Origin of the sequence: Bradyrhizobium sp. ORS 86 (assembly GCF_045571475.1) — a bacterium.
Taxonomy (GTDB): Bacteria; Pseudomonadota; Alphaproteobacteria; order Rhizobiales; family Xanthobacteraceae; genus Bradyrhizobium.
In genome coordinates, this window is sequence record NZ_CP120699.1 from 356,524 (window position 1) to 374,838 (window position 18,315).

The window sequence follows — 18,315 nt, forward strand, 5'->3', positions numbered from 1 at the left end:
CTCCGCCAATCTCTCCCCATTCTCCAGCGCCATCTTCGCGAGCCGCCGAGGAAAACCCGACGCTATCAAACCATGGTCCGCTTACCTTAACGCCTATGGGCGAAAGCCGGGACCCATACTCCGCGGCTTCTCGATTTGAAATGGTCGCCCGACGAGCTCCATAACGACCAGCGGTGGTTATGGGTCCGGCTTTCGCCGGGACGACGCAAGACGAGAGATATCAGTACAGTGGGAAGTTCCGCGGATAGCCGCCGAGATCGGCCGGTGGGCTGAGCGGCTGGCGATCGATCGGGCGGTTGTTGTTCTCGCGCCCGAACGACGGATAGCCGACATCCGGCGGGAAGGCGTAGTCGCTGAACTTGCGATCGCCCGGCAGCACCTCGGTGCCGGCGTCGAGCCAGGAGCGGGTGGTCACGTAAACGCGGGTGCGGGGGCCCTGCTGATAGACGCGGTTCGGACCCTGCGGGCCGTAATAGTGGCGGCCGTCGCGGTCGTAGCGCTGCTGCTGGCGCTTGCTCGGGGCCTGGGCGTCGGCCGGGCTCACGCTGAACGCGGTTGCGGTGACGGCAGCCGCAGCAAGCAACACCACGAGCTTGTTCGCGGCAGGGAATTTCACGGTCATCGCATCCTCGTCATTACGGCCCGAGAGGGGCTGGCGCGTCGCCAAATCGATTGGAACACATTGTAGCCGCGGTGGCTGGGCCGTCACTAGGTCAATTGCGCCACACCGGCCGACATAATGCCGACGGTGCGGCAAAAGTTTCATCAAAACCAGTGCCTTGCCTCGGTACCGCCATCAAAGCGCGCCGCGCAACCTCGGGTTTTCGTTGCCCATGACCGAGTCGGACGACGGGGCCAGCGGGCCGGAGGTAACGCAGTCAGCGCGGCTCGGCTCGGCGACCCGCTGAAGCGCGGCCTCGGCGCAGCGGGAAATGTCCTTGCGGCCGCCCTCAGGATGCCGGAAGACTTCGTAAGTCTCTGTTTTATTATGTGGATTGAGCCGGTCCGTGGCACGGGCCGGGGTCGAATGGCCGGCCAGACCCCAGCTCGCGTCGGCCGGCCCCGTCGCCGTTGCGTCCGGCAGTTGTTGCCATAGATAGACCGCGAGCCCGCCGAGCAGCGCGAGCGTCACGACATAGGCAAACAGCCGGGACAGCGTGGCGTAGACCTCGTCGACGAAGCTCGTCAGCGCTGATGGAATTCCCGTATGATAGGGAGCAGCGGGGTCGGCCCGAAACAAACGCATCAAAACGCTCAAACGTGACGCAAACGTTGTCTTGATGGGGTTTCTCGCATAGAAGCGCTGCCTCTTCCCTTTCCGCTTGTCGCGTGGGAACGGGCATTTTTCGTCGGAGAGTGAACGATGGGTTACAAAGTCGCGGTGGTCGGTGCGACCGGTAATGTCGGGCGGGAAATGCTCAACATTCTCGACGAGCGCAAATTCCCTGCCGACGAGGTCGTCGCGTTGGCGTCACGCCGCAGCGTCGGCGTCGAGGTCTCCTATGGCGACCGCACCCTGAAGGTCAAAGCCCTCGAGCACTATGATTTCTCCGACGTCGATATCTGCCTGATGTCGGCCGGCGGCTCGGTCTCCAAGGAATGGTCGCCGAAGATCGGCGCCGCCGGTGCGGTCGTGATCGACAATTCCTCGGCCTGGCGCATGGACCCGGATGTGCCGCTGGTCGTGCCCGAAGTGAATGCGGATGCCGCGGCCGGCTTCACCAGGAAGCACATCATCGCCAATCCGAACTGCTCGACCGCGCAGCTCGTCGTGGCGCTGAAGCCGCTGCACGACAAGGCCACCATCACGCGCGTTGTGGTCTCGACCTATCAATCGGTGTCGGGCGCCGGCAAGGATGCGATGGACGAGCTGTTCTCGCAGACCAAGGCCGTCTACACCAACGACGAGCTGATCAATAATAAGTTCCCGAAGCGCATCGCCTTCAACGTCATCCCCCACATCGACGTCTTCATGGAAGACGGCTACACCAAGGAAGAGTGGAAGATGATGGCGGAGACCAAGAAGATCCTTGATCCCAAGATCAAGCTGACCGCGACCTGCGTGCGCGTGCCGGTGTTCGTCGGCCACTCCGAGGCGGTCAATGTCGAGTTCGCCAATCCGATCACGCCGGACGAGGCGCGCAACATCCTGCGCAATGCGCCGGGCTGCCTCGTGATCGACAAGCAGGAGCCGGGCGGCTACGTCACGCCCTATGAAGCCGCCGGCGAGGATGCGACCTATATCAGCCGCATCCGCGAGGATGCGACGGTCGAGAACGGCCTGTCGTTCTGGTGCGTGTCGGACAATCTGCGCAAGGGTGCGGCGCTCAACGCCGTGCAGATCGCGGAAGTCCTGATCAACCGCAAGCTGATCACCGCGAAGAAGAAGGCCGCGTAAGGCGGATCAGCAGGGGGCCGGAACCATGTCGGAACAATCGGCTCCCGCCCCATCAAGCCCGACGACGCCGCGCATCATGCGCGGCTTCGAATATGTGCTGTTCAACAGCCGCTGGCTGATGGCGCCGTTCTATGTTGGTCTGGTTGTGGCGCTGGCAGTGCTGCTTTTGAAATTCGCGCGTATGCTCTGGGAGTTCGTTCAGCATGCGTCGGGCTACAAATCGTCCGAAGTCATCCTCGATGCCTTGTCGCTGATCGACGTTACTCTGGTCGCCAATCTCGTCCTGATCGTGGTCTTCTCCGGCTACGAGAACTTCGTCTCGCGCATTGACACGTCGGGCAATCCGAACTGGCCGATCTGGATCACCAAGATCGATTTTGCCGGTCTGAAGCAGAAGCTGCTGGCGTCGATCGTCGCGATCTCCGCGATCCATGTGCTGGAAGCATTCCTGAATATCGATGCGGCTTTCGACGCGACGCGGATGACCTGGCTCGTCGCCGTGCATCTGGTATTCGTGATCTCCGCACTCCTGCTCGCGATCTCCGATCGCTGGAGCGGCGATCACTGAGATGGGATAGCGAACCGACGCCGGTTCGCTACTCGCCGGCCTTCAGGGCGTCGGCCACGCTGATGAACTCCTTCGCGACCCGGTCGAGCACGAACAGCGAGCCTTCGGCGACGCCGAAATAGGCGCCGTGGAGCTGCATCTCGCCGCTCTCCACCCGTTCCCGCACGAACGGGAAGGTCATCAGGTTCTCCAGCGAGCGGAACACGGCGGCCTTCTCGATGCGGGTGACGAAGTCCTGCATGCTCTCATGGTCGCGCTGCTCGACCACCTCGCCCGGCTTGATGAACATCTGCATCCATTTGCCGATGAAGTCGCCCGGCGTGAGCGGCTTGATCTTGTCGACGAAGGCACGGATGCCGCCGCACTGGGCGTGCCCGAGCACCACGACATGCTTCACCTTCAGCACACTCACAGCATATTCCAGCGCGGCCGAGACGCCGTGGGCATTGCTGTCGGGCTGATAGACTGGAACCAGGTTGGCGATGTTGCGGACCACGAACAGCTCGCCGGGCCCGGCATCGAAGATCACCTCCGGCGAGACGCGGGAATCGCAGCAGCCGATCACCATGGTTTCGGGAAACTGGCCGCGTTCCGATAGTTCGCGGTATCGCGACTGCTCAGTCGGCAACCGCTGGGTCGCGAAGGTTCGGTAGCCGTCGATCAACCGCGTCGGAAAGAGTTTCATGACCCCTGGCTAACCACATGCCGATGACGGGAACAAGACTTTCGGTGCGCCGCCTGAGATGATACGGCAGCGTTGAAGTATGGTTCCGAGCCAAGGCCAAAACATTGGATGTTGGCGAAGCCCAAGCCGTCAGGAGATGCCGATGACCCGCCCGCGCCGCAGCCTGTTGTTCATGCCCGGATCGAATGCACGCGCGCTGGAGAAGGCTCGCGCGCTGCCGGCGGACGGCATCATTCTCGATCTGGAGGATTCGGTCGCGCCGGACGCCAAGGCCGTGGCCCGTGAACAGATCGCCAAGGCGGTCGCCGCCAAGGGGTTCGGCAAGCGCGAGGTCTTGATCCGCATCAACGCGCTCGACACGCCCTGGTGGGTCGACGACATCGGCATGGCCGGCAAGGCGCAGCCGGATGGCATCCTGGTTCCCAAGATCTCCACTGTCGACGATCTCAATGCCGTCGCCGATCGCCTCAGCGACGTCAACGCCCCTGCCTCGATCCGGGTCTGGGCCATGATCGAGACCGCGCGCGCGGTGCTCGACGCCGACAAGCTCGCGGCGGCCTCGAAGGATTCCGAGGTCCGGCTCGCGGGCTTCGTGTTCGGACCCAATGACATCGCGCGCGAGACCCGAATCCGGATGAAGCCGGGACGAGCGGCCATGATCCCGATGATCACGCATTGCATCCTGGCGACCCGCGCCCATGGCCTGGAAATCCTCGACGGGCCCTATAGCGACATCGGCAATATCGACGGCTTCGCCGAGGAGTGCGCGCAGGGACGCGATCTCGGCTTCGATGGCAAGACGCTGATCCATCCGAGCCACATCGACGCCTGCAACGCCATCTTCACGCCGCCCGAGGCCGAGGTCGCCGAGGCGCGCAAGATCATCGCGGCTTTCGAAAAGCCGGAGAATGCATCGCGCGGAGCGATCCAGCTCGACGGCCGCATGGTGGAGCGGCTGCACGCCGAGATGGCCAAGCGCACCATCGCGATCGCGGACGCGATCGCCGCGATGGGACATTAGCGCGATCGGTGATTTCCTTCTCCCCTTGTGGGAGAAGGTGTCGCGGACGTAGTTCGCGACGGATGAGGGGTCTCTATCCACTCGCGAGATTTTCCCGTGCGGAGAGAACCCCTCACCCGCACTCGCTTCGCGAGCGCACCCTCTCCCACAAGGGGAGAGGGTAAAGAAGCGCCAGCGTTACGCGCGAAACTTCTCCGTTGCCCATGCATACAGGCTGCCGGGACGCGGCGCTTGCTTGGCGCGTCCCTTGCCCGAGATGTGCAGGCCGATGATCTCCGGGTCGTTCACGTACTTGGAGAAATCCACCGGATCGAAGAACAGCTTCGGCTCGGCATGCACGGCATAGAACGATCGCTTCGGCAGCGCATGTTGCAGTTCGTTCTCGCGCCGCGCCAGCGCGGTGAGCGCGGCCGGGCCGTAGAGCGCAATGCGAATATCGGACACGCGTTTCGATTTGCCGATCAGCCGGTGCATCGCAAAGGTCAGGCGATGGCGCAGCGCCAGCCAGTCCGGCGTGAGCTCGTCCTGCGCCATCAGCGCTTCGAACGCACGCACGATCGGATCATCAGGCGGAAAATACAGCACGGAATTGCCGATCTGCCGCGGCCGCTCCCAGGCAAAATACGGTTTGGCCGGGTCGATCGCGACCGGCCTCAGCAACAGCACGTCGGCGTCGAGCCAGAGCCCGGCGCGCTGCGCCATCAACCTCATGCGGAAGAAGTCGCTGAATTGCAGGATGGTCCAGTCGCGCCAGGAGCCGTCGGGCTGCGGCGGGCGCAGCTTCTCGGAGAATGAATGCGGCAGCACGGCCTCGGCTTCGGCGTTACCGATGCCGTCGGGCAGGCCGGGAATCGGATCGAAGCTGTAGACCGTGACCTTGTGGCCGGCCGCGAGCTGCGAACGCAGGCAGGTCTGGCGCAACGCATCCATCGGGCCGTGCCAGAAAGTGACGACGTCAGGCAACATGTGCGGCAGCCATGGGAAGTTTTGCGTTGCAGACAAACCGGCAAAGAAAAACCCCGGCGCCTGATGGCACCGGGGGCATGATGAAAGGACTGCGCCTCAAGCCCAGGCGCGCTCCTTGAGTTTGGACTCGTAGGCGTCGATCGAGCTCTTCTTCTCCATCGTCAGCCCGATGTCATCGAGGCCGTTGATCAGACAATGCTTGCGGAACGGATCGATCTCGAACTTCACCTTGCCGCCGTCGGGACCGCGGATCTCCTGGTTGGGGAGGTCGATGGTCAGCGTCGCGTTGGCGCCGCGCTCGGCATCGTCGAACAGCTTGTCGAGGTCTTCCTGCGACACCCGGATCGGCAGGATGCCGTTCTTGAAGCAGTTGTTGTAGAAGATGTCGCCGAACGAGGTCGAGATCACGCAGCGGATGCCGAAGTCGAGCAGCGCCCAGGGCGCGTGCTCGCGGCTCGAGCCGCAGCCGAAATTGTCGCCGGCGACCAGCACCTTGGCGTTGCGATAGGCCGGCTGGTTGAGGACGAAGTCAGGGTTCTCGCTGCCGTCGTCCTTGTAGCGCTGCTCGGAGAAAAGCCCCTTGCCGAGGCCGGTGCGCTTGATGGTCTTGAGGTACTGCTTCGGAATGATCATGTCGGTGTCGACATTGATGATCTTCAGCGGCGCCGCGACGCCTTCCAGCGTGGTGAACTTGTCCATCGATGCACTTCCCGGTCAAAAAATGAGGGATACGGGCAGGATGTGTATCGCGAATGTGACAGCGGTAAAAGGGCCAATTCTGCAGGGCTGGAGCCCTCGTTCCGATGAGATCGGGACGAGGCTCCAGCTTCTTGTTTGGACGCGTTTTCTTCACGCGCCCCGGTGTCCATCCCCGATCAAGTCCGGGACAGGCTTTCGCTCGAAAGCACTCTAGGTGTCCGCAAGGGCCTCAATCGCTTCCATATCGGCGTCCGACAGGCCGAAATGGTGGCCGATTTCATGGATCAACACGTGGCGGACGATATGGCCGAGGGTCTCGTCGTGCTCCGCCCAGTAGTCCAGGATCGGCCGGCGGTAGAGCCAGATCAGGTTGGGCAGCCGCGCCACGTCGCCGAGGCTCTGCTGCGGCAGGCCGACGCCCTGGAACAGACCGAGCAGGTCGAACTCGCTCTCGGCCTGCATCTCGTCGAGCACCTCGTCGGTCGGGAAATCGTCGACGCGGATGATCAGGCCCTCGCAGAGGGTCCGGAACGTCTGCGGCAGGCGCCCGAAGATCTCGTGCGCCATCGCCTCCATGTCGGCGAGCGAGGGGGCTTTGGCTGTGGTCCACATGACACTCCTTTAGCGCGAGTGTCGCCGGCGGCGCCAGCGCAGTTGACCTTGGCGGCCCAATGGGAGACCGTGCGGCCCAATAACGGGGTGGCGTGATGAAACGGATCGTGGCGACGGCGCTGTTGGCGACATCAGTCGGAGTTTGGCTTCCGGGCGCGGCGGCGCAGGCGCAGACCGCCGAGACGGGCATGCGCGTGGCCCAGGCCGCGCCGTCCGCGGCCGGCAGCACCGTCATTGTCGGGCGCCGCCGGCTGCGACGCGTACCGATCTACCGGCCCGAGCATTGGGAACCCGATGTCATCCCGCGCTACAATCCCGGTCCGAACGCCGTGCGCGAATGCACCGCGACCTATGTGCAGGAATATCGGCCGAGCGGCACCGTGATCACACCACGCATGAACTGCTTCTGGCGCCCCGGCTAGCGCGTCCCGACGCGAGGCCGGGGACGCTTCGCTTGCAGCGTGCGCGCCACGACGCGTCCTATAGAGTTTCGCACCTCAATCGGTCTGAACCCGACGTGCTCCGCCTGCGCGGGCGCTCGCACGTCGCACCGGTCGATCCGGTAATAACAATCATCACGAGGTCCCTCGCGCGCGGCTGCCATCGTCACCTGCGTGGCTTGCCGTCGCGGCAAGCGCTGCGCGCATCAACGATGTCGCTTGCGTCGGATGGTATCATGACGATCTCACGCGACAGAAAACGCTTCACACATCTGCGTTGATGTCGTTCATCGACATGAATATTCCCACGTATGGGGAACCAGATCGCTCGCGCGGAATTCATCAGCGTGACGCGATCATTCATCCCGCATTCACGTCATTCGCACTTTGTTTGTGGTCTGCGTCGCGACAACGGCAATCGATTCTATCAACGAAGCGTCGTTGCAAGACGTGACATTCAGGAATCGAGGAGACAACGACTCATGAAGGTGACGAACGTTCTGGGGCTTGCGGCCGTCGGTGCCGCGCTGGTTTTGGCGGCACCGAGCGAGCGAGCGCAAGCGCTCACACTGGCGACGCCGGGTGCGGCCGCAACGGTTCAGGACGACTCGAACCAGATGACCACACAAGTGCACTGGCGCGGGCGCGGATGGCATCGCGGCTGGTATCGTGGACATCATCGTGGCTGGTACCACCGTGGTTGGCACGGTCGCCACTGGCGCCGCTGATCGCGCGGCGTATCAGCGCAGTTGAGACACAGGCCCGTGAGCCGCGGGCCTGTTGTCGTTCTCAGCCATCAATCCGGCAGATTCGAGCGCGCGATATGACGATTGTCGAAATCTGCAGGAGTTGATGAGATGGATCGGGGTTGCCGTTGCCGCAGGCGCGCTCGCGCTTAGCGCGCCGACATCAGCAACTGCCGCCGCGTCAGCCGAGTCGCAGCCGGCCACGCAACAGCGAGGTGTGGGCAAGGCGACCGATATCAGCGCGCAGCGCCACCATCACCACTACCACCGTCACCACTATCACGGCTATCGGCCCTATTATGGCCGGCCGTACTATCGTCCCTATTACCGGCCGTACCCTTACTATTACGGGCGGCCCTACTATTACCGGCCCTATCCGTATGCCGCGCCGGCCCCGTTCACCTTCGGCTTTGGGTTCGGCCCGTTCTGGTGATGCCGGCGGCGCAGCCTCGCACGTAGCCGAAGAAACAAAGCAAACGGGCGCCGTACGGCGCCCGTTTTGTCGCGTGTGATGCTGCGTTGACTTAGTCCCAGTTCTTCAACTTCCAGGACTTGATCTTCCACGGCGTCAGATTTTCCATCCGCCACTGTGTCCAGCGCTCCGGCGGCCAGTGGCTGAGGCGCGAGGTCTCCTTCACCTCGGGCAACGGATCGATGACGCGTGGCGCAGCGCGGCGGCGCTTCTGCCGCGTCGCCTCGCTGATCATGTCGACGAATTCACGTTTCTCGGCCACGTCTGGCTCCTCGCGAAGCTGATCTTCGCCAGGAGCCAGTGTGCGTGCGGCTCGTTAACGAGCCGTTTCCGAAACGGCTCGAGCTTGAGCTACCGCCAGTCGCGGACGTCGACGAAGTGTCCGGCGATCGCGGCGGCGGCGGCCATCGCGGGCGACACCAGGTGGGTGCGGCCCTTGAAGCCCTGGCGGCCCTCGAAGTTGCGGTTCGAGGTCGAAGCGCAACGCTCTTCCGGCTTCAGCTTGTCCGGGTTCATCGCGAGGCACATCGAGCAGCCCGGCTCACGCCATTCGAAGCCGGCCGCAATGAAGATCTTGTCGAGGCCTTCGGCTTCCGCCTGCTCCTTCACGATGCCCGAGCCCGGCACGATCATCGCGTTGACGTTGGCGTTGACGGTCTTGCCCTCGGCGATTTTGGCCGCGGCGCGCAGGTCTTCGATCCGGCCGTTGGTGCAGGAGCCGATGAAGACGCGGTCGAGCTTGATGTCGGTGATCTTCGTCCCCGCCGTCAGGCCCATATATTTCAGCGCGCGGTGCTTGGAGATGCGCTTGGCTTCGTCCTCGATCTTGTCCGGATCGGGCACGAAGCCCGTCACCGAGATCACGTCCTCAGGGCTCGTGCCCCATGTAACGATCGGCGGCAGCTTTGCCGCGTCGAGCCGGATCTCGTGGTCGAAATGCGCGCCCTCGTCGGAGCGCAGCGTCTCCCAGTAGCGCATCGCGGCGTCCCAGGCCGCGCCCTGTGGCGCCTTCGGACGGCCGCGCAGGAAGTCGAACGCCTTCTGGTCGGGCGCGACCAGGCCGGCGCGCGCGCCGCCTTCGATCGACATGTTGCAGACGGTCATGCGGCCTTCCATCGAGAGTGCACGGATCGCCTCGCCGGCATATTCCAGCACGTAGCCGGTCCCGCCGGCGGTGCCGATCTCGCCGATGATCGCGAGGATGATGTCCTTGCCCGTGACGCCGTCGGGCAATTTGCCGTCGACGATCGCGCGCATGTTCTTGGCCTTCTTCTGGATCAGCGTCTGCGTCGCCAGCACATGCTCGACCTCGGAGGTGCCGATGCCGTGCGCAAGCGCGCCGAATGCGCCATGCGTCGAGGTGTGGCTGTCACCGCAGACGATGGTGGTGCCGGGCAGCGTGAAACCCTGCTCCGGGCCGATGACGTGGACGATGCCCTGACGCTTGTCGAACTCGTTGTAGTACTCGATGCCGAATTCCTTGGCGTTCTCGGCGAGCGCCTTGATCTGCTCGATGCTCTCGGGGTCGGGGTTGGGCTTGGTGCGGTCGGTGGTCGGCACGTTGTGGTCGACGACGGCCAGCGTCTTCTCGGGCGCATGCACCTTGCGGCCGGAGACGCGCAGGCCTTCGAACGCCTGCGGCGAGGTTACCTCGTGCACCAGATGGCGGTCGATGTAGATGAGGCAGGTGCCGTCCTCGGCCTCGTGGACCAGATGGTCGTTCCAGATCTTGTCGTACAGCGTGGTCGGTTTGGACATGAGCGTCAGCTCCAGGGAAACTCGGTGTGAAATTCGGTGGTGGCGGCTTGAGCGCGATGACGCGCGAGCGGGCGAAAGCGTCCGGCAGCATTATGCTGCGGGCGTAAGCTCCGACGTTGCCGACGTCGCAAAGCGTCCGAAGAACCGGCCGGGCAGCCGCGAGCGATCGTCGATCACGACGCGCTGGCAGGGCTGGCAGGCTTGATCCGGAACCATTCTAAATTTCTAACACAGGGCAAAGCCCTGCGACAATCAATCGATGCGCGGGGCGCCTTTGTCGTCATTGCCGGGCTTGGCCCGGCAATCCAACAGATAGGTATGCCGCAACAAAAAAGCGCGGGGTGAACCCGCGCTTTTGGTCGTCCCGTTTGGGTCGATTACTCGTTGACGGCCGCCTGGCGGTCCTGCTTCTCGACGATGCGGGCCGACTTGCCGCGCAGGCTGCGCAGGTAATAGAGCTTGGCGCGCCGCACCTTGCCGCGACGAACCACCTTGATCGAGTCGATCATCGGCGACATCACCGGGAAAACGCGCTCGACGCCCTCACCGTAGGAGATCTTGCGCACGGTGAAGCTCTCGTTGAGGCCGTGGCCGGAGCGGCCGATGCAAACGCCCTCATAGGCCTGCACACGGGTGCGCTCGCCTTCGACCACCTTCACGTTGACGATGACGGTGTCGCCGGGGCCGAATTCCGGGATTTCCTTGGTGGCGGCGAGCTTGTCGAACTGCTCTTTTTCGAGCTGCTGAATAAGGTTCATTGAAATCTCCATCGGCGGCGCGCCCAGCCTTTGGCGGGCTGCGCAAACGTCCATCTATCCTGCGCGGGTGCGGATTTGGGCGCTCCTATAAGGCAAAGGACAGGGTTTGTCACCCGTCTGTCGTGTTTTTTGTCCGGCTCTTGGTGGCTTTTCTGGCCCAGAGATCGGGCCGCCGGGCCTGGGTCAGCGCCTCGGATTGGGCCAGGCGCCAGGCCGCGATCTTGGCGTGGTCGCCGGAAATGAGGATTTCCGGGATCGGCCGGCCCTCAAACTCCTGCGGACGGGTATATTGGGGGTATTCCAGTAGTCCTTCGGAGAAGCTTTCATCGGTTCCGGAGGCCTGCTTGCCCATCACCCCCGGCAGCAGCCGGACACAGGCGTCGATCAGGGCCATCGCGGCGATTTCGCCGCCCGACAGCACGTAATCGCCGATCGACACCTCCTCCAGCGCCCGTGCCTCGATCACGCGCTGGTCGATGCCCTCGAAGCGGCCGCAGACGATCAGCGGGCCGGGCCCTGCCGCAAGCTCAATAACCTGAGCTTGGGTCAATGGCCGACCGCGCGGGCTCATCAGCAGCCGCGGCCGGTGCGATGCGACAGCGGCCGCATCGATCGCGGCGGCCAGCACGTCGGCGCGCAACACCATGCCGGGGCCGCCGCCGGCCGGGGTGTCGTCGACGCTGCGGTGCTTGTCGGTGGCCGACGCCCGGATGTCGCGTGCCTCCAGCGACCAGAGTCCGCCGGCCAGCGCCCGCCCAGCCAGGCTCACGCCCAGCGGCCCCGGAAACATGTCCGGGAACAGGGTCAGCACGGTCGCCCGCCAGGGTGTCGGCTCGGATGTCATGGCCTCTGGTTACGGCACCACGGCCGTGAGGTCGAGGCTCTGCATCATCGCGGCGGCATCCACCGCGCGGCGGAAGTCGGCGAGCCTGAAGGTCGCAACGTTGATCTTGCGCAGATCCAGCAGGCCCTCGGCGGCGAGACCGGCAAGCTGGCCCGGCGCGGTGCGGTCGTACATGAACTGCCCGACCACTTCCCAGTCGTTGGCGAGCATCTCGCGGAAGGAGATTTCGAGCGGCACCTCAGCGCTGCCCATCAGCACCATCCGGCCGCCACGGCGCAGCGCGCGCAGGCTCGACACTGTGGTCGATGTGCTCTTGGCGGCGCCGAGCAGATCGAGCCCGACATCTGCGGTGCCGCCGGCGGCGCGGCGGATGATCGGCAGGTCGGCTGCCGCGTCGCCGCTGACGACGGCGGGAATGACGCGCGGTCCGAAGGCATCGCGCAATTGCTCGAGCGAGGCCTGCTTGCGTCCGACCGCCACGACGCGGCCCGCGCCCATCGCGACCGCGAGCATCACCGCGCCCGAGCCGAAATAGCCGGTGGCGCCGTTGATGATGATGGTGTGGCCGCCGCGCAGGCCGGAGCGCTGCAAGCCGCCGAACGGCACGATCAGCTTGGCAAGCCCGATCAGCTCCGGTGCCGGCTTGTCGTCGAGATTGGCGAGCGGCGTCACGCAGGCGGCCGGCCAGTGCGCCGTTTCCGCGAACACGCCGTCGCGCCAGCGCGCCTGCAACGCCAGCGCCTCCGGGGTCGTCACCGTCGCGGTGAGGCCGATCAGGATCTGCGGCGGATCGCGGTCCGGCACATCGCCACGCAGATGCGGGCTCAGGAAGACGCGGTCGCCGCTTTGCACATGCGTGACGTTCTCGCCGGTTGCGACGACGCGCCCGATCGCATTGGTGCCGGGCACGAACGGCATCGGCGGCAGGCTGTAGGGCAGGGCGCCCGACAGCAGCTTGTTGGTGTAGGACAGCACCATGCCGGCTTCGATGCTGACGACGACGCCATCAGGCGCGGGCTTCGGTGTCGGAACATCCTCGAAGCGGAGATCGTTGTGTGCGTGCAGCCGCCAGGCCTTGTGCGTGCTTGTCATTGGAATGCTCCGTGAGACCATTGCTTAGGTAGCCCGGATGGAGCGAAGCGCAATCCGGGAATCACATCTGCAATGAGGATTGGTCCCGGATTTCGCTGCGCTCCATCCGCGCTACGGCTCGCTCGCCAGGGCAAAGCGGGAGGGAATCGGCTCCGTCAGCTTGCAGCGTCGCTTGCGGTTGACCCCATCCCGACCTTCCTCCTTTCAGGAGAACACCAACAATCGCCCGGGCTTTGGAGCGTTACGCGTCACGCCGTCGCTGGACCGTCGGCGAGATGTCGCGCCAGCACGATCGCAAGCGGGCAGATCGCAAGCGCGGTGACGGCGGTCGCCGCGGTCGCGAGCGATGGACCGAGCGCATCGCCGAGCACGCCATAGAGCACCGGCGCGACCGCGCCCGATCCGATCGTTCCGGTATAGAAGACAGCGAAGGCGCGCTCGGTCCGATGCGGCGGCGTGAGCTCGGGCACCGTGCCATAGAGCACCGACGACGTGCCGTTGAGCATCACGCCGAGCAGCGGCAGCAGCACGATGGCGGGCACCAGCGGCAACGCCAGCACCGCAACGATCAGCGCAGCCGTGCCGCCTTCGGTGATGAGCACGGTGCGCAACGTGCCGACCCGTTCGCCGAGCCAGCCGCAGGTGAACTTGCCGGCCGCGCCGCCGATGAAGACGAGCGCGAGCGCGAAGCCGTTGGTCGGCAGCGACGCCCCCTTGTCGCGCAACAGGAACGGCAGGAAGGTGAGGAAGCCCATGCGAACGGCGGTGTCGAGGATCCCGATCGCAAGCAGCCAGGGAAATCCGCCGCCACCGGCTCCTTCACGGTGCGAAGCCGCGACCGTCTTGCCCGCGGCGCCGCGGCCGACGGCCGGCATCCACACGACGATGCAGGCCGCGACGAGCAGGCCTGCCAGGGCCAGCAGCAGCAACGTGTGCCGCCAGGTCATGATCACCAGCAGGATCGAGGTCAGCGCCGGGATCGCCGCCTTGCCGAGATCGCCGGTGAAATTGTAGATGCCGAGCGGCCCGCGCGCGGCCTTGCCATAGGCGCGCGACACTGCGGCCGACGCGATCGGATGCTGCGTGCTCGAACCCGCGCCGGAGAGCGCGAGCGCCAGGCCGAGCCCGACGATGCCGCCGGAGAATCCGGCAAAGAGATAGCCGAGTGCCGAGAGCGCCGTGCCCGCGATCAGGATGATCTTGCCGTCGACTCGCTCGGCGATGCGCCCAACCGGAATCTGCAGCCCGGCCATGGCGCCGGCATAGAGCCCGCGCAGCAAGGCGAGCAGCCCGTAGCTCAAGGCAAATTCGGTCTGCCAGACCGGCAGCAGCACGTAGATCACGTCGGTGTAGCCGTCGTGCAGGGCGTGGTTCAGGCCAGTCACGGTCAGCGTGCGCGTTGCCCGGGCGCGGTCGGAGCGAGGGAGCTCTGTCGCGGTGGTCACGGACTCCGTCATGATCGCAGTTCCGTCGCATCAAACGCAGAAAATCTAACGAGCAGGCTGTTATGCATCGGATCGGTCGGTTGAAAAACGAAGCTTGGCAAGCGCCTTGGTGTTACTATGCGCCTGCGATACTGCCTGTCACAAATCAGTAATAATCGGATCATGCGTTAGAAAATCTGGTTTCTGGATCATGTTCGTGCCACGTCGCAGCCTGCCGCCGCTCAACGCGGTCCGCGCCTTTGAAGCCGCCGCGCGCCTCGGCAGCTTCAAGGAAGCGGCCGCCGAACTCAGCGTGACCCACGGTGCGGTGAGCCAGCAGATCCGCCTGCTCGAGGAGTGGCTGGGCGCGCCGGCGTTGTTTCGGCGATCGGTCCGGCGCGTGGTGCTGACGCCGGCCGGTGCGGCGCTGCTGGCGGAGTTCGGTCCCGCGCTCGACCGGATCTCGGCCGCCGTCCAGCAGCATCGGGAGCGGCGCGGCGATGCTCCGACGGCCGTGCTCAGCGTCAACGCGCTCGCGACTTTCAGCCTGCGCTGGCTGTTGCCGCGCATGAGCCGGTTTCGTGCCGAGCATCCCGATATCGAGGTGCGCCTCACGACATCGAACGATCCGGTCGATGCGTTGCCCGAAACCTTCGACGTGGTGATCCGCGGCGGCCCGGACACCTTCCACGGCTTTTCATCGCGCGTCCTGCTGTCGGAGCGGCGGTTGCCGGTGTGCAGCCCGTCACTGCTGGCGCAGGTGCCGCTGACCGAGATCGGAGACCTGTCGCGGCACACATTGCTGCATGTCACGTCGATGCCGCGGCTGTGGCGCGACTGGCTGACGGAAGCCGGCATGTCTGCGCTGGAGCCGGCGGCGTCGCTGACCTTCGATCACTTCTATCTGACCATTCAGGCCGCGCTCGATGGCCTCGGCGTCGCGATGGGGCCGACCGCGCTGATCGCGGATGATCTCGCAGCCGGCCGCCTGGTGACGCCGTTTCCGGCCATCAGCCTGCCGGCCCGCAGCTACTTCGCCTATTTTCCGGCTGGCCGCAGCAATGATCCGCACAGCGCGGTGTTCTGCGACTGGCTTGAGCAGCAGGGCCGGATGACCGCCTGAAGTTCGGCTGAGTTGGAAGCGGTCAGGCCGCCGACGGATCGTCGCCGTCGATTTCCTGCGGCAGCTCGATCACGACGCGGCCGCCGGCGAGATCGACTGATGGCACCACGGCATTGGTGAAGGGCAGCAGCATCGTCGCGCCCTGCGGCGGGGCGATCTCGATGATGTCGCCGGCGCCGAAATTATGGATCGCGATCACCTTGCCGAGCGGTTGCTCGGCCGTCGTCACCGCGGCAAGCCCGATCAGGTCGGTGTGGTAGTATTCGCCGTCGTCGGTCTCGGGCAGCCGGTCGCGCGGGACATACAGCTCGAGGCCGTTGAGCCGCTCAGCCTCGTCACGTGTAGCGACGCCCTTCAGCGTCACCACCAGATGATCCTTGGCTTCACGCACATGCGTGACCTCGAACTGGCGCGTGCCGTCCTTGGTCAGCAGCGGGCCGTAATCTCTCACAGCCAGCGGGTCTTCGGTGAAGGTCCATAGCCGGACGGCGCCGCGCACGCCATGCGCAGCGCCGATGCGGGCGACACAGACCGGTGCAGCCACCGTATCAGCCGTTCAGCTTAGGCCTTGGCGGCGGCTTCGGCCTGCGCCTTGCGTTCCTTGCGCGGCACGGCCTTCTCGGGGTTGTTGCGCGCGGCGCGCTTCTTGACGCCGGCGGCATCGAGGAAGCGGCTGACGCGATCCGACGGCTGCGCGCCCTTGGCGAGCCAGGTCTTCACCTTGTCCATGTCGAGCTTCAGGCGCGCTTCGCTGTCCTTCGGCAGCAGCGGATTGAAGTGGCCGAGACGCTCGATGAAGCGGCCGTCGCGCGGAAAGCGCGAGTCGGCGACGACGACGTGATAGACCGGACGCTTCTTGGTGCCTGCGCGAGCCAGGCGGATAACAACGGACATTCAGTTCTCCTTCAAAATACGATGTGTTCGTTTGATTGGCATTCCGCGTCGCGCAGGCCGCATGCGAACCGTCGCGACGAATTCCTCATTTCTTCTTGCCCGGGAAGCCGCCGAGGCCGGGCAGCGTCGGCTTGCCGCTGAGGCCGGTCAGTCCCGGCAGGTTCGGCAGGCCGCCGCGCAGGCCGACGGGCATATCCTTCGGCAGGTTCGGCAGACCACCGGCGCCGCCCTGCATCTTCTCGGCGAGCGCCTTCATCTCGTCGGGCGAGGGCGGCTTCATGCCGCCGCCAAAGCCCATCGCCTGCGCGATGCCGGCGAGCGGGCCGCGCTTGCCGCTTCCCATGGCCTTCATCATGTCGGCCATGTTCCGGTGCATCTTCAGGAGCTTGTTGACGTGCTCGACGCTCTGGCCGGCGCCCGCCGCGATACGCTTCTTGCGGCTCGCTTTCAGGATGTCCGGGTTCTTGCGCTCCTGCCGCGTCATCGAATCGATGATTGCGACCTGGCGCTTGATGATCCTGTCGTCGATGCCGGCGGCGGCGATCTGGTTCTTCATCTTGGCGATGCCGGGCATCATGCCCATCAGGCCGCCGATGCCGCCCATATTCGCCATCTGCTGCAATTGCTCGCGCATGTCGTTGAGGTCGAACTGCCCCTTGCGCATGCGCTCGGCGGTGCGCGCGGCCTTTTCGGCGTCGATGTTGGCGGCGGCCTTCTCGACCAGCGAGACGACGTCGCCCATGCCGAGGATGCGGCCGGCGATCCGGCTCGGATGGAAGTCCTCCAGCGCATCGGTCTTTTCGCCGGTGCCGATCAGCTTGATCGGCTTGCCGGTGACCGCGCGCATCGACAGAGCGGCGCCGCCGCGGCCGTCGCCATCGACGCGGGTCAGCACGATGCCGGTGAGGCCGACGCGCTGGTCGAACGAGCGCGCGAGGTTGACCGCGTCCTGGCCGGTCAGGGCGTCCGCGACCAGCAGCACTTCGTGCGGGTTGGCGGCGGTTTTGATCTCGGCCGCCTCCTTCATCATCTCTTCGTCGAGCGTGGTGCGGCCGGCGGTGTCGAGCAGCACGACGTCGTAGCCGCCGAGCTTGCCGGCTTCGAGCGCGCGCCGCGCGATCTGCGGCGGCATCTGGCCGGCGACGATCGGCAGCGTCGGGATGTCGAGATCGCGGCCGAGCACGGCGAGCTGCTCCATCGCCGCGGGACGATAGACGTCGAGCGAGGCCATCAGCACCTTGCGCTTGTCGCGCTGGACCATGCGGCGGGCGAGCTTCGCGGTGGTGGTGGTCTTGCCGGAGCCCTGCAGGCCGACCATCATGATCGGAACCGGCGGCACCGTGTTGAGGTCGATAGTCTGGCCATCGGAGCCGAGCGTGGCGACGAGCTCGTCATGGACGATCTTCACCACCATCTGGCCTGGCGTCACCGACTTGACGACGGTGGCGCCGATTGCCTGCTCGCGCACCCTCTCGGTGAAACTGCGGACCACTTCGAGCGCGACGTCGGCTTCGAGCAGCGCACGGCGCACCTCGCGCATCGCGGCATCGACGTCCTTTTCGGTCAGCGCACCGCGCCCCGTCAGACGATCGAGAATGCCGCCAAGCCTTTCCGACAGATTGTCGAACAATGCCGTTGTCCTTCGTTGCGCCCGTGAGCGCGCCTCATTCGCTTCCCGTCATACCCCGCGAAGGCGGGGTATCCAGTACGCCGCGGCATCCCGGTTCAATCCGATGCGCCCTGGAATACTGGATCACCCGCTTTCGCGGGTGATGACGACATAGTCTGCCTTGGCATCGTGCCAAGACGATGGTC

At 65.1% G+C, this 18,315-nt stretch carries 22 protein-coding genes; 7 read left to right on the forward strand and 15 right to left on the reverse strand.

The window, feature by feature from the left end; translation table 11 throughout:
- Nucleotides 1-220: 220 nt before the first annotated feature.
- Entirely contained in the window at nucleotides 221-622 is a 402-nt protein-coding gene (locus P6U25_RS01670; RefSeq protein ID WP_407149710.1) for a hypothetical protein, read from the reverse strand.
- A 174-nt stretch (nucleotides 623-796) separates the two neighbouring features.
- A complete protein-coding gene (locus P6U25_RS01675; protein WP_407149711.1) occupies nucleotides 797-1,246 on the reverse strand; it encodes a hypothetical protein in 450 nt (149 codons plus the stop codon).
- Nucleotides 1,247-1,363: 117 nt separating this feature from the next.
- On the opposite strand from P6U25_RS01675, the gene P6U25_RS01680 reads away from it, so the two are divergent.
- Both P6U25_RS01680 and P6U25_RS01685 read left to right on the forward strand, forming a co-directional pair.
- On the forward strand, nucleotides 1,364-2,398 hold the full coding sequence (locus tag P6U25_RS01680) for an aspartate-semialdehyde dehydrogenase (RefSeq protein WP_407149712.1): 1,035 nt from the start codon (nucleotides 1,364-1,366) through the stop codon (nucleotides 2,396-2,398).
- 25 nt (nucleotides 2,399-2,423) lie between these two features.
- Nucleotides 2,424-2,966: a TIGR00645 family protein gene (locus P6U25_RS01685; protein ID WP_407149713.1), complete on the forward strand. Its 543-nt coding sequence runs from the start codon at nucleotides 2,424-2,426 to the stop codon at nucleotides 2,964-2,966.
- A gap of 28 nt (nucleotides 2,967-2,994) precedes the next feature.
- On the opposite strand, the gene P6U25_RS01690 is transcribed toward P6U25_RS01685, so the two are convergent.
- Nucleotides 2,995-3,651, reverse strand: coding sequence for a carbonic anhydrase (locus P6U25_RS01690; RefSeq protein WP_407149714.1), 657 nt, complete (start codon nucleotides 3,649-3,651; stop codon nucleotides 2,995-2,997).
- A gap of 142 nt (nucleotides 3,652-3,793) precedes the next feature.
- Between P6U25_RS01690 and P6U25_RS01695 the strand changes: the two genes are divergently transcribed.
- Nucleotides 3,794-4,672 (forward strand): HpcH/HpaI aldolase/citrate lyase family protein, encoded by an 879-nt coding sequence (locus P6U25_RS01695; protein ID WP_407149715.1) that lies wholly within the window; start codon nucleotides 3,794-3,796, stop codon nucleotides 4,670-4,672.
- Between the two features lie 177 nt (nucleotides 4,673-4,849).
- On the opposite strand, the gene P6U25_RS01700 is transcribed toward P6U25_RS01695, so the two are convergent.
- From P6U25_RS01700 to P6U25_RS01710, 3 genes are all read right to left on the reverse strand, one after another.
- Entirely contained in the window at nucleotides 4,850-5,638 is a 789-nt protein-coding gene (locus P6U25_RS01700; protein WP_407149716.1) for a hypothetical protein, read from the reverse strand.
- A gap of 96 nt (nucleotides 5,639-5,734) precedes the next feature.
- Nucleotides 5,735-6,337, reverse strand: a complete 603-nt coding sequence (gene leuD, locus P6U25_RS01705; protein ID WP_280974950.1) for a 3-isopropylmalate dehydratase small subunit — start codon at nucleotides 6,335-6,337, stop codon at nucleotides 5,735-5,737.
- A gap of 210 nt (nucleotides 6,338-6,547) precedes the next feature.
- Nucleotides 6,548-6,949: a metallopeptidase family protein gene (locus tag P6U25_RS01710; protein ID WP_407149717.1), complete on the reverse strand. Its 402-nt coding sequence runs from the start codon at nucleotides 6,947-6,949 to the stop codon at nucleotides 6,548-6,550.
- Nucleotides 6,950-7,044: 95 nt separating this feature from the next.
- Between P6U25_RS01710 and P6U25_RS01715 the strand changes: the two genes are divergently transcribed.
- From P6U25_RS01715 to P6U25_RS01725, 3 genes are all read left to right on the forward strand, one after another.
- The gene (locus P6U25_RS01715) at nucleotides 7,045-7,371 is read left to right on the forward strand and encodes a hypothetical protein (protein WP_407149718.1); all 327 of its coding nucleotides are present in this window, start codon (nucleotides 7,045-7,047) and stop codon (nucleotides 7,369-7,371) included.
- Between the two features lie 500 nt (nucleotides 7,372-7,871).
- On the forward strand, nucleotides 7,872-8,117 hold the full coding sequence (locus P6U25_RS01720; protein WP_407149719.1) for a hypothetical protein: 246 nt from the start codon (nucleotides 7,872-7,874) through the stop codon (nucleotides 8,115-8,117).
- A 124-nt stretch (nucleotides 8,118-8,241) separates the two neighbouring features.
- Complete coding sequence (locus tag P6U25_RS01725; protein ID WP_407149720.1) at nucleotides 8,242-8,568, forward strand: hypothetical protein; 327 nt, start codon at nucleotides 8,242-8,244, stop codon at nucleotides 8,566-8,568.
- A gap of 91 nt (nucleotides 8,569-8,659) precedes the next feature.
- Here P6U25_RS01725 and P6U25_RS01730 read toward each other — a convergent pair whose 3' ends face one another.
- The 6 genes from P6U25_RS01730 to P6U25_RS01755 form a co-directional block, all read right to left on the reverse strand.
- Nucleotides 8,660-8,869, reverse strand: coding sequence for a hypothetical protein (locus P6U25_RS01730; RefSeq protein ID WP_407149721.1), 210 nt, complete (start codon nucleotides 8,867-8,869; stop codon nucleotides 8,660-8,662).
- 89 nt (nucleotides 8,870-8,958) lie between these two features.
- On the reverse strand, nucleotides 8,959-10,365 hold the full coding sequence (leuC, locus tag P6U25_RS01735) for a 3-isopropylmalate dehydratase large subunit (protein WP_407149722.1): 1,407 nt from the start codon (nucleotides 10,363-10,365) through the stop codon (nucleotides 8,959-8,961).
- Between the two features lie 377 nt (nucleotides 10,366-10,742).
- Nucleotides 10,743-11,123, reverse strand: coding sequence for a 50S ribosomal protein L19 (gene rplS / locus P6U25_RS01740; protein WP_407149723.1), 381 nt, complete (start codon nucleotides 11,121-11,123; stop codon nucleotides 10,743-10,745).
- A 109-nt stretch (nucleotides 11,124-11,232) separates the two neighbouring features.
- Entirely contained in the window at nucleotides 11,233-11,967 is a 735-nt protein-coding gene (gene trmD / locus P6U25_RS01745; protein ID WP_407149724.1) for a tRNA (guanosine(37)-N1)-methyltransferase TrmD, read from the reverse strand.
- A 9-nt stretch (nucleotides 11,968-11,976) separates the two neighbouring features.
- Nucleotides 11,977-13,059, reverse strand: a complete 1,083-nt coding sequence (locus P6U25_RS01750) for a zinc-binding dehydrogenase (RefSeq protein ID WP_407149725.1) — start codon at nucleotides 13,057-13,059, stop codon at nucleotides 11,977-11,979.
- A gap of 248 nt (nucleotides 13,060-13,307) precedes the next feature.
- Nucleotides 13,308-14,516 carry an MFS transporter gene (locus P6U25_RS01755; RefSeq protein ID WP_407149726.1) on the reverse strand — a complete coding sequence of 403 codons (1,209 nt, stop codon included), beginning with the start codon at nucleotides 14,514-14,516 and terminating at the stop codon, nucleotides 13,308-13,310.
- Nucleotides 14,517-14,694: 178 nt separating this feature from the next.
- Between P6U25_RS01755 and gcvA the strand changes: the two genes are divergently transcribed.
- Complete coding sequence (gcvA, locus tag P6U25_RS01760; RefSeq protein ID WP_407152729.1) at nucleotides 14,695-15,606, forward strand: transcriptional regulator GcvA; 912 nt, start codon at nucleotides 14,695-14,697, stop codon at nucleotides 15,604-15,606.
- 22 nt (nucleotides 15,607-15,628) lie between these two features.
- Here gcvA and rimM read toward each other — a convergent pair whose 3' ends face one another.
- The 3 genes from rimM to ffh all read right to left on the reverse strand — a co-directional run bounded on the left by rimM (nucleotide 15,629) and on the right by ffh (nucleotide 18,130).
- Nucleotides 15,629-16,150: a ribosome maturation factor RimM gene (rimM, locus tag P6U25_RS01765; protein ID WP_407149727.1), complete on the reverse strand. Its 522-nt coding sequence runs from the start codon at nucleotides 16,148-16,150 to the stop codon at nucleotides 15,629-15,631.
- Between the two features lie 17 nt (nucleotides 16,151-16,167).
- Nucleotides 16,168-16,500, reverse strand: a complete 333-nt coding sequence (gene rpsP, locus P6U25_RS01770; protein WP_407149728.1) for a 30S ribosomal protein S16 — start codon at nucleotides 16,498-16,500, stop codon at nucleotides 16,168-16,170.
- Between the two features lie 85 nt (nucleotides 16,501-16,585).
- On the reverse strand, nucleotides 16,586-18,130 hold the full coding sequence (gene ffh, locus P6U25_RS01775) for a signal recognition particle protein (RefSeq protein ID WP_407149729.1): 1,545 nt from the start codon (nucleotides 18,128-18,130) through the stop codon (nucleotides 16,586-16,588).
- Between the last annotated feature and the right edge of the window lie 185 nt (nucleotides 18,131-18,315).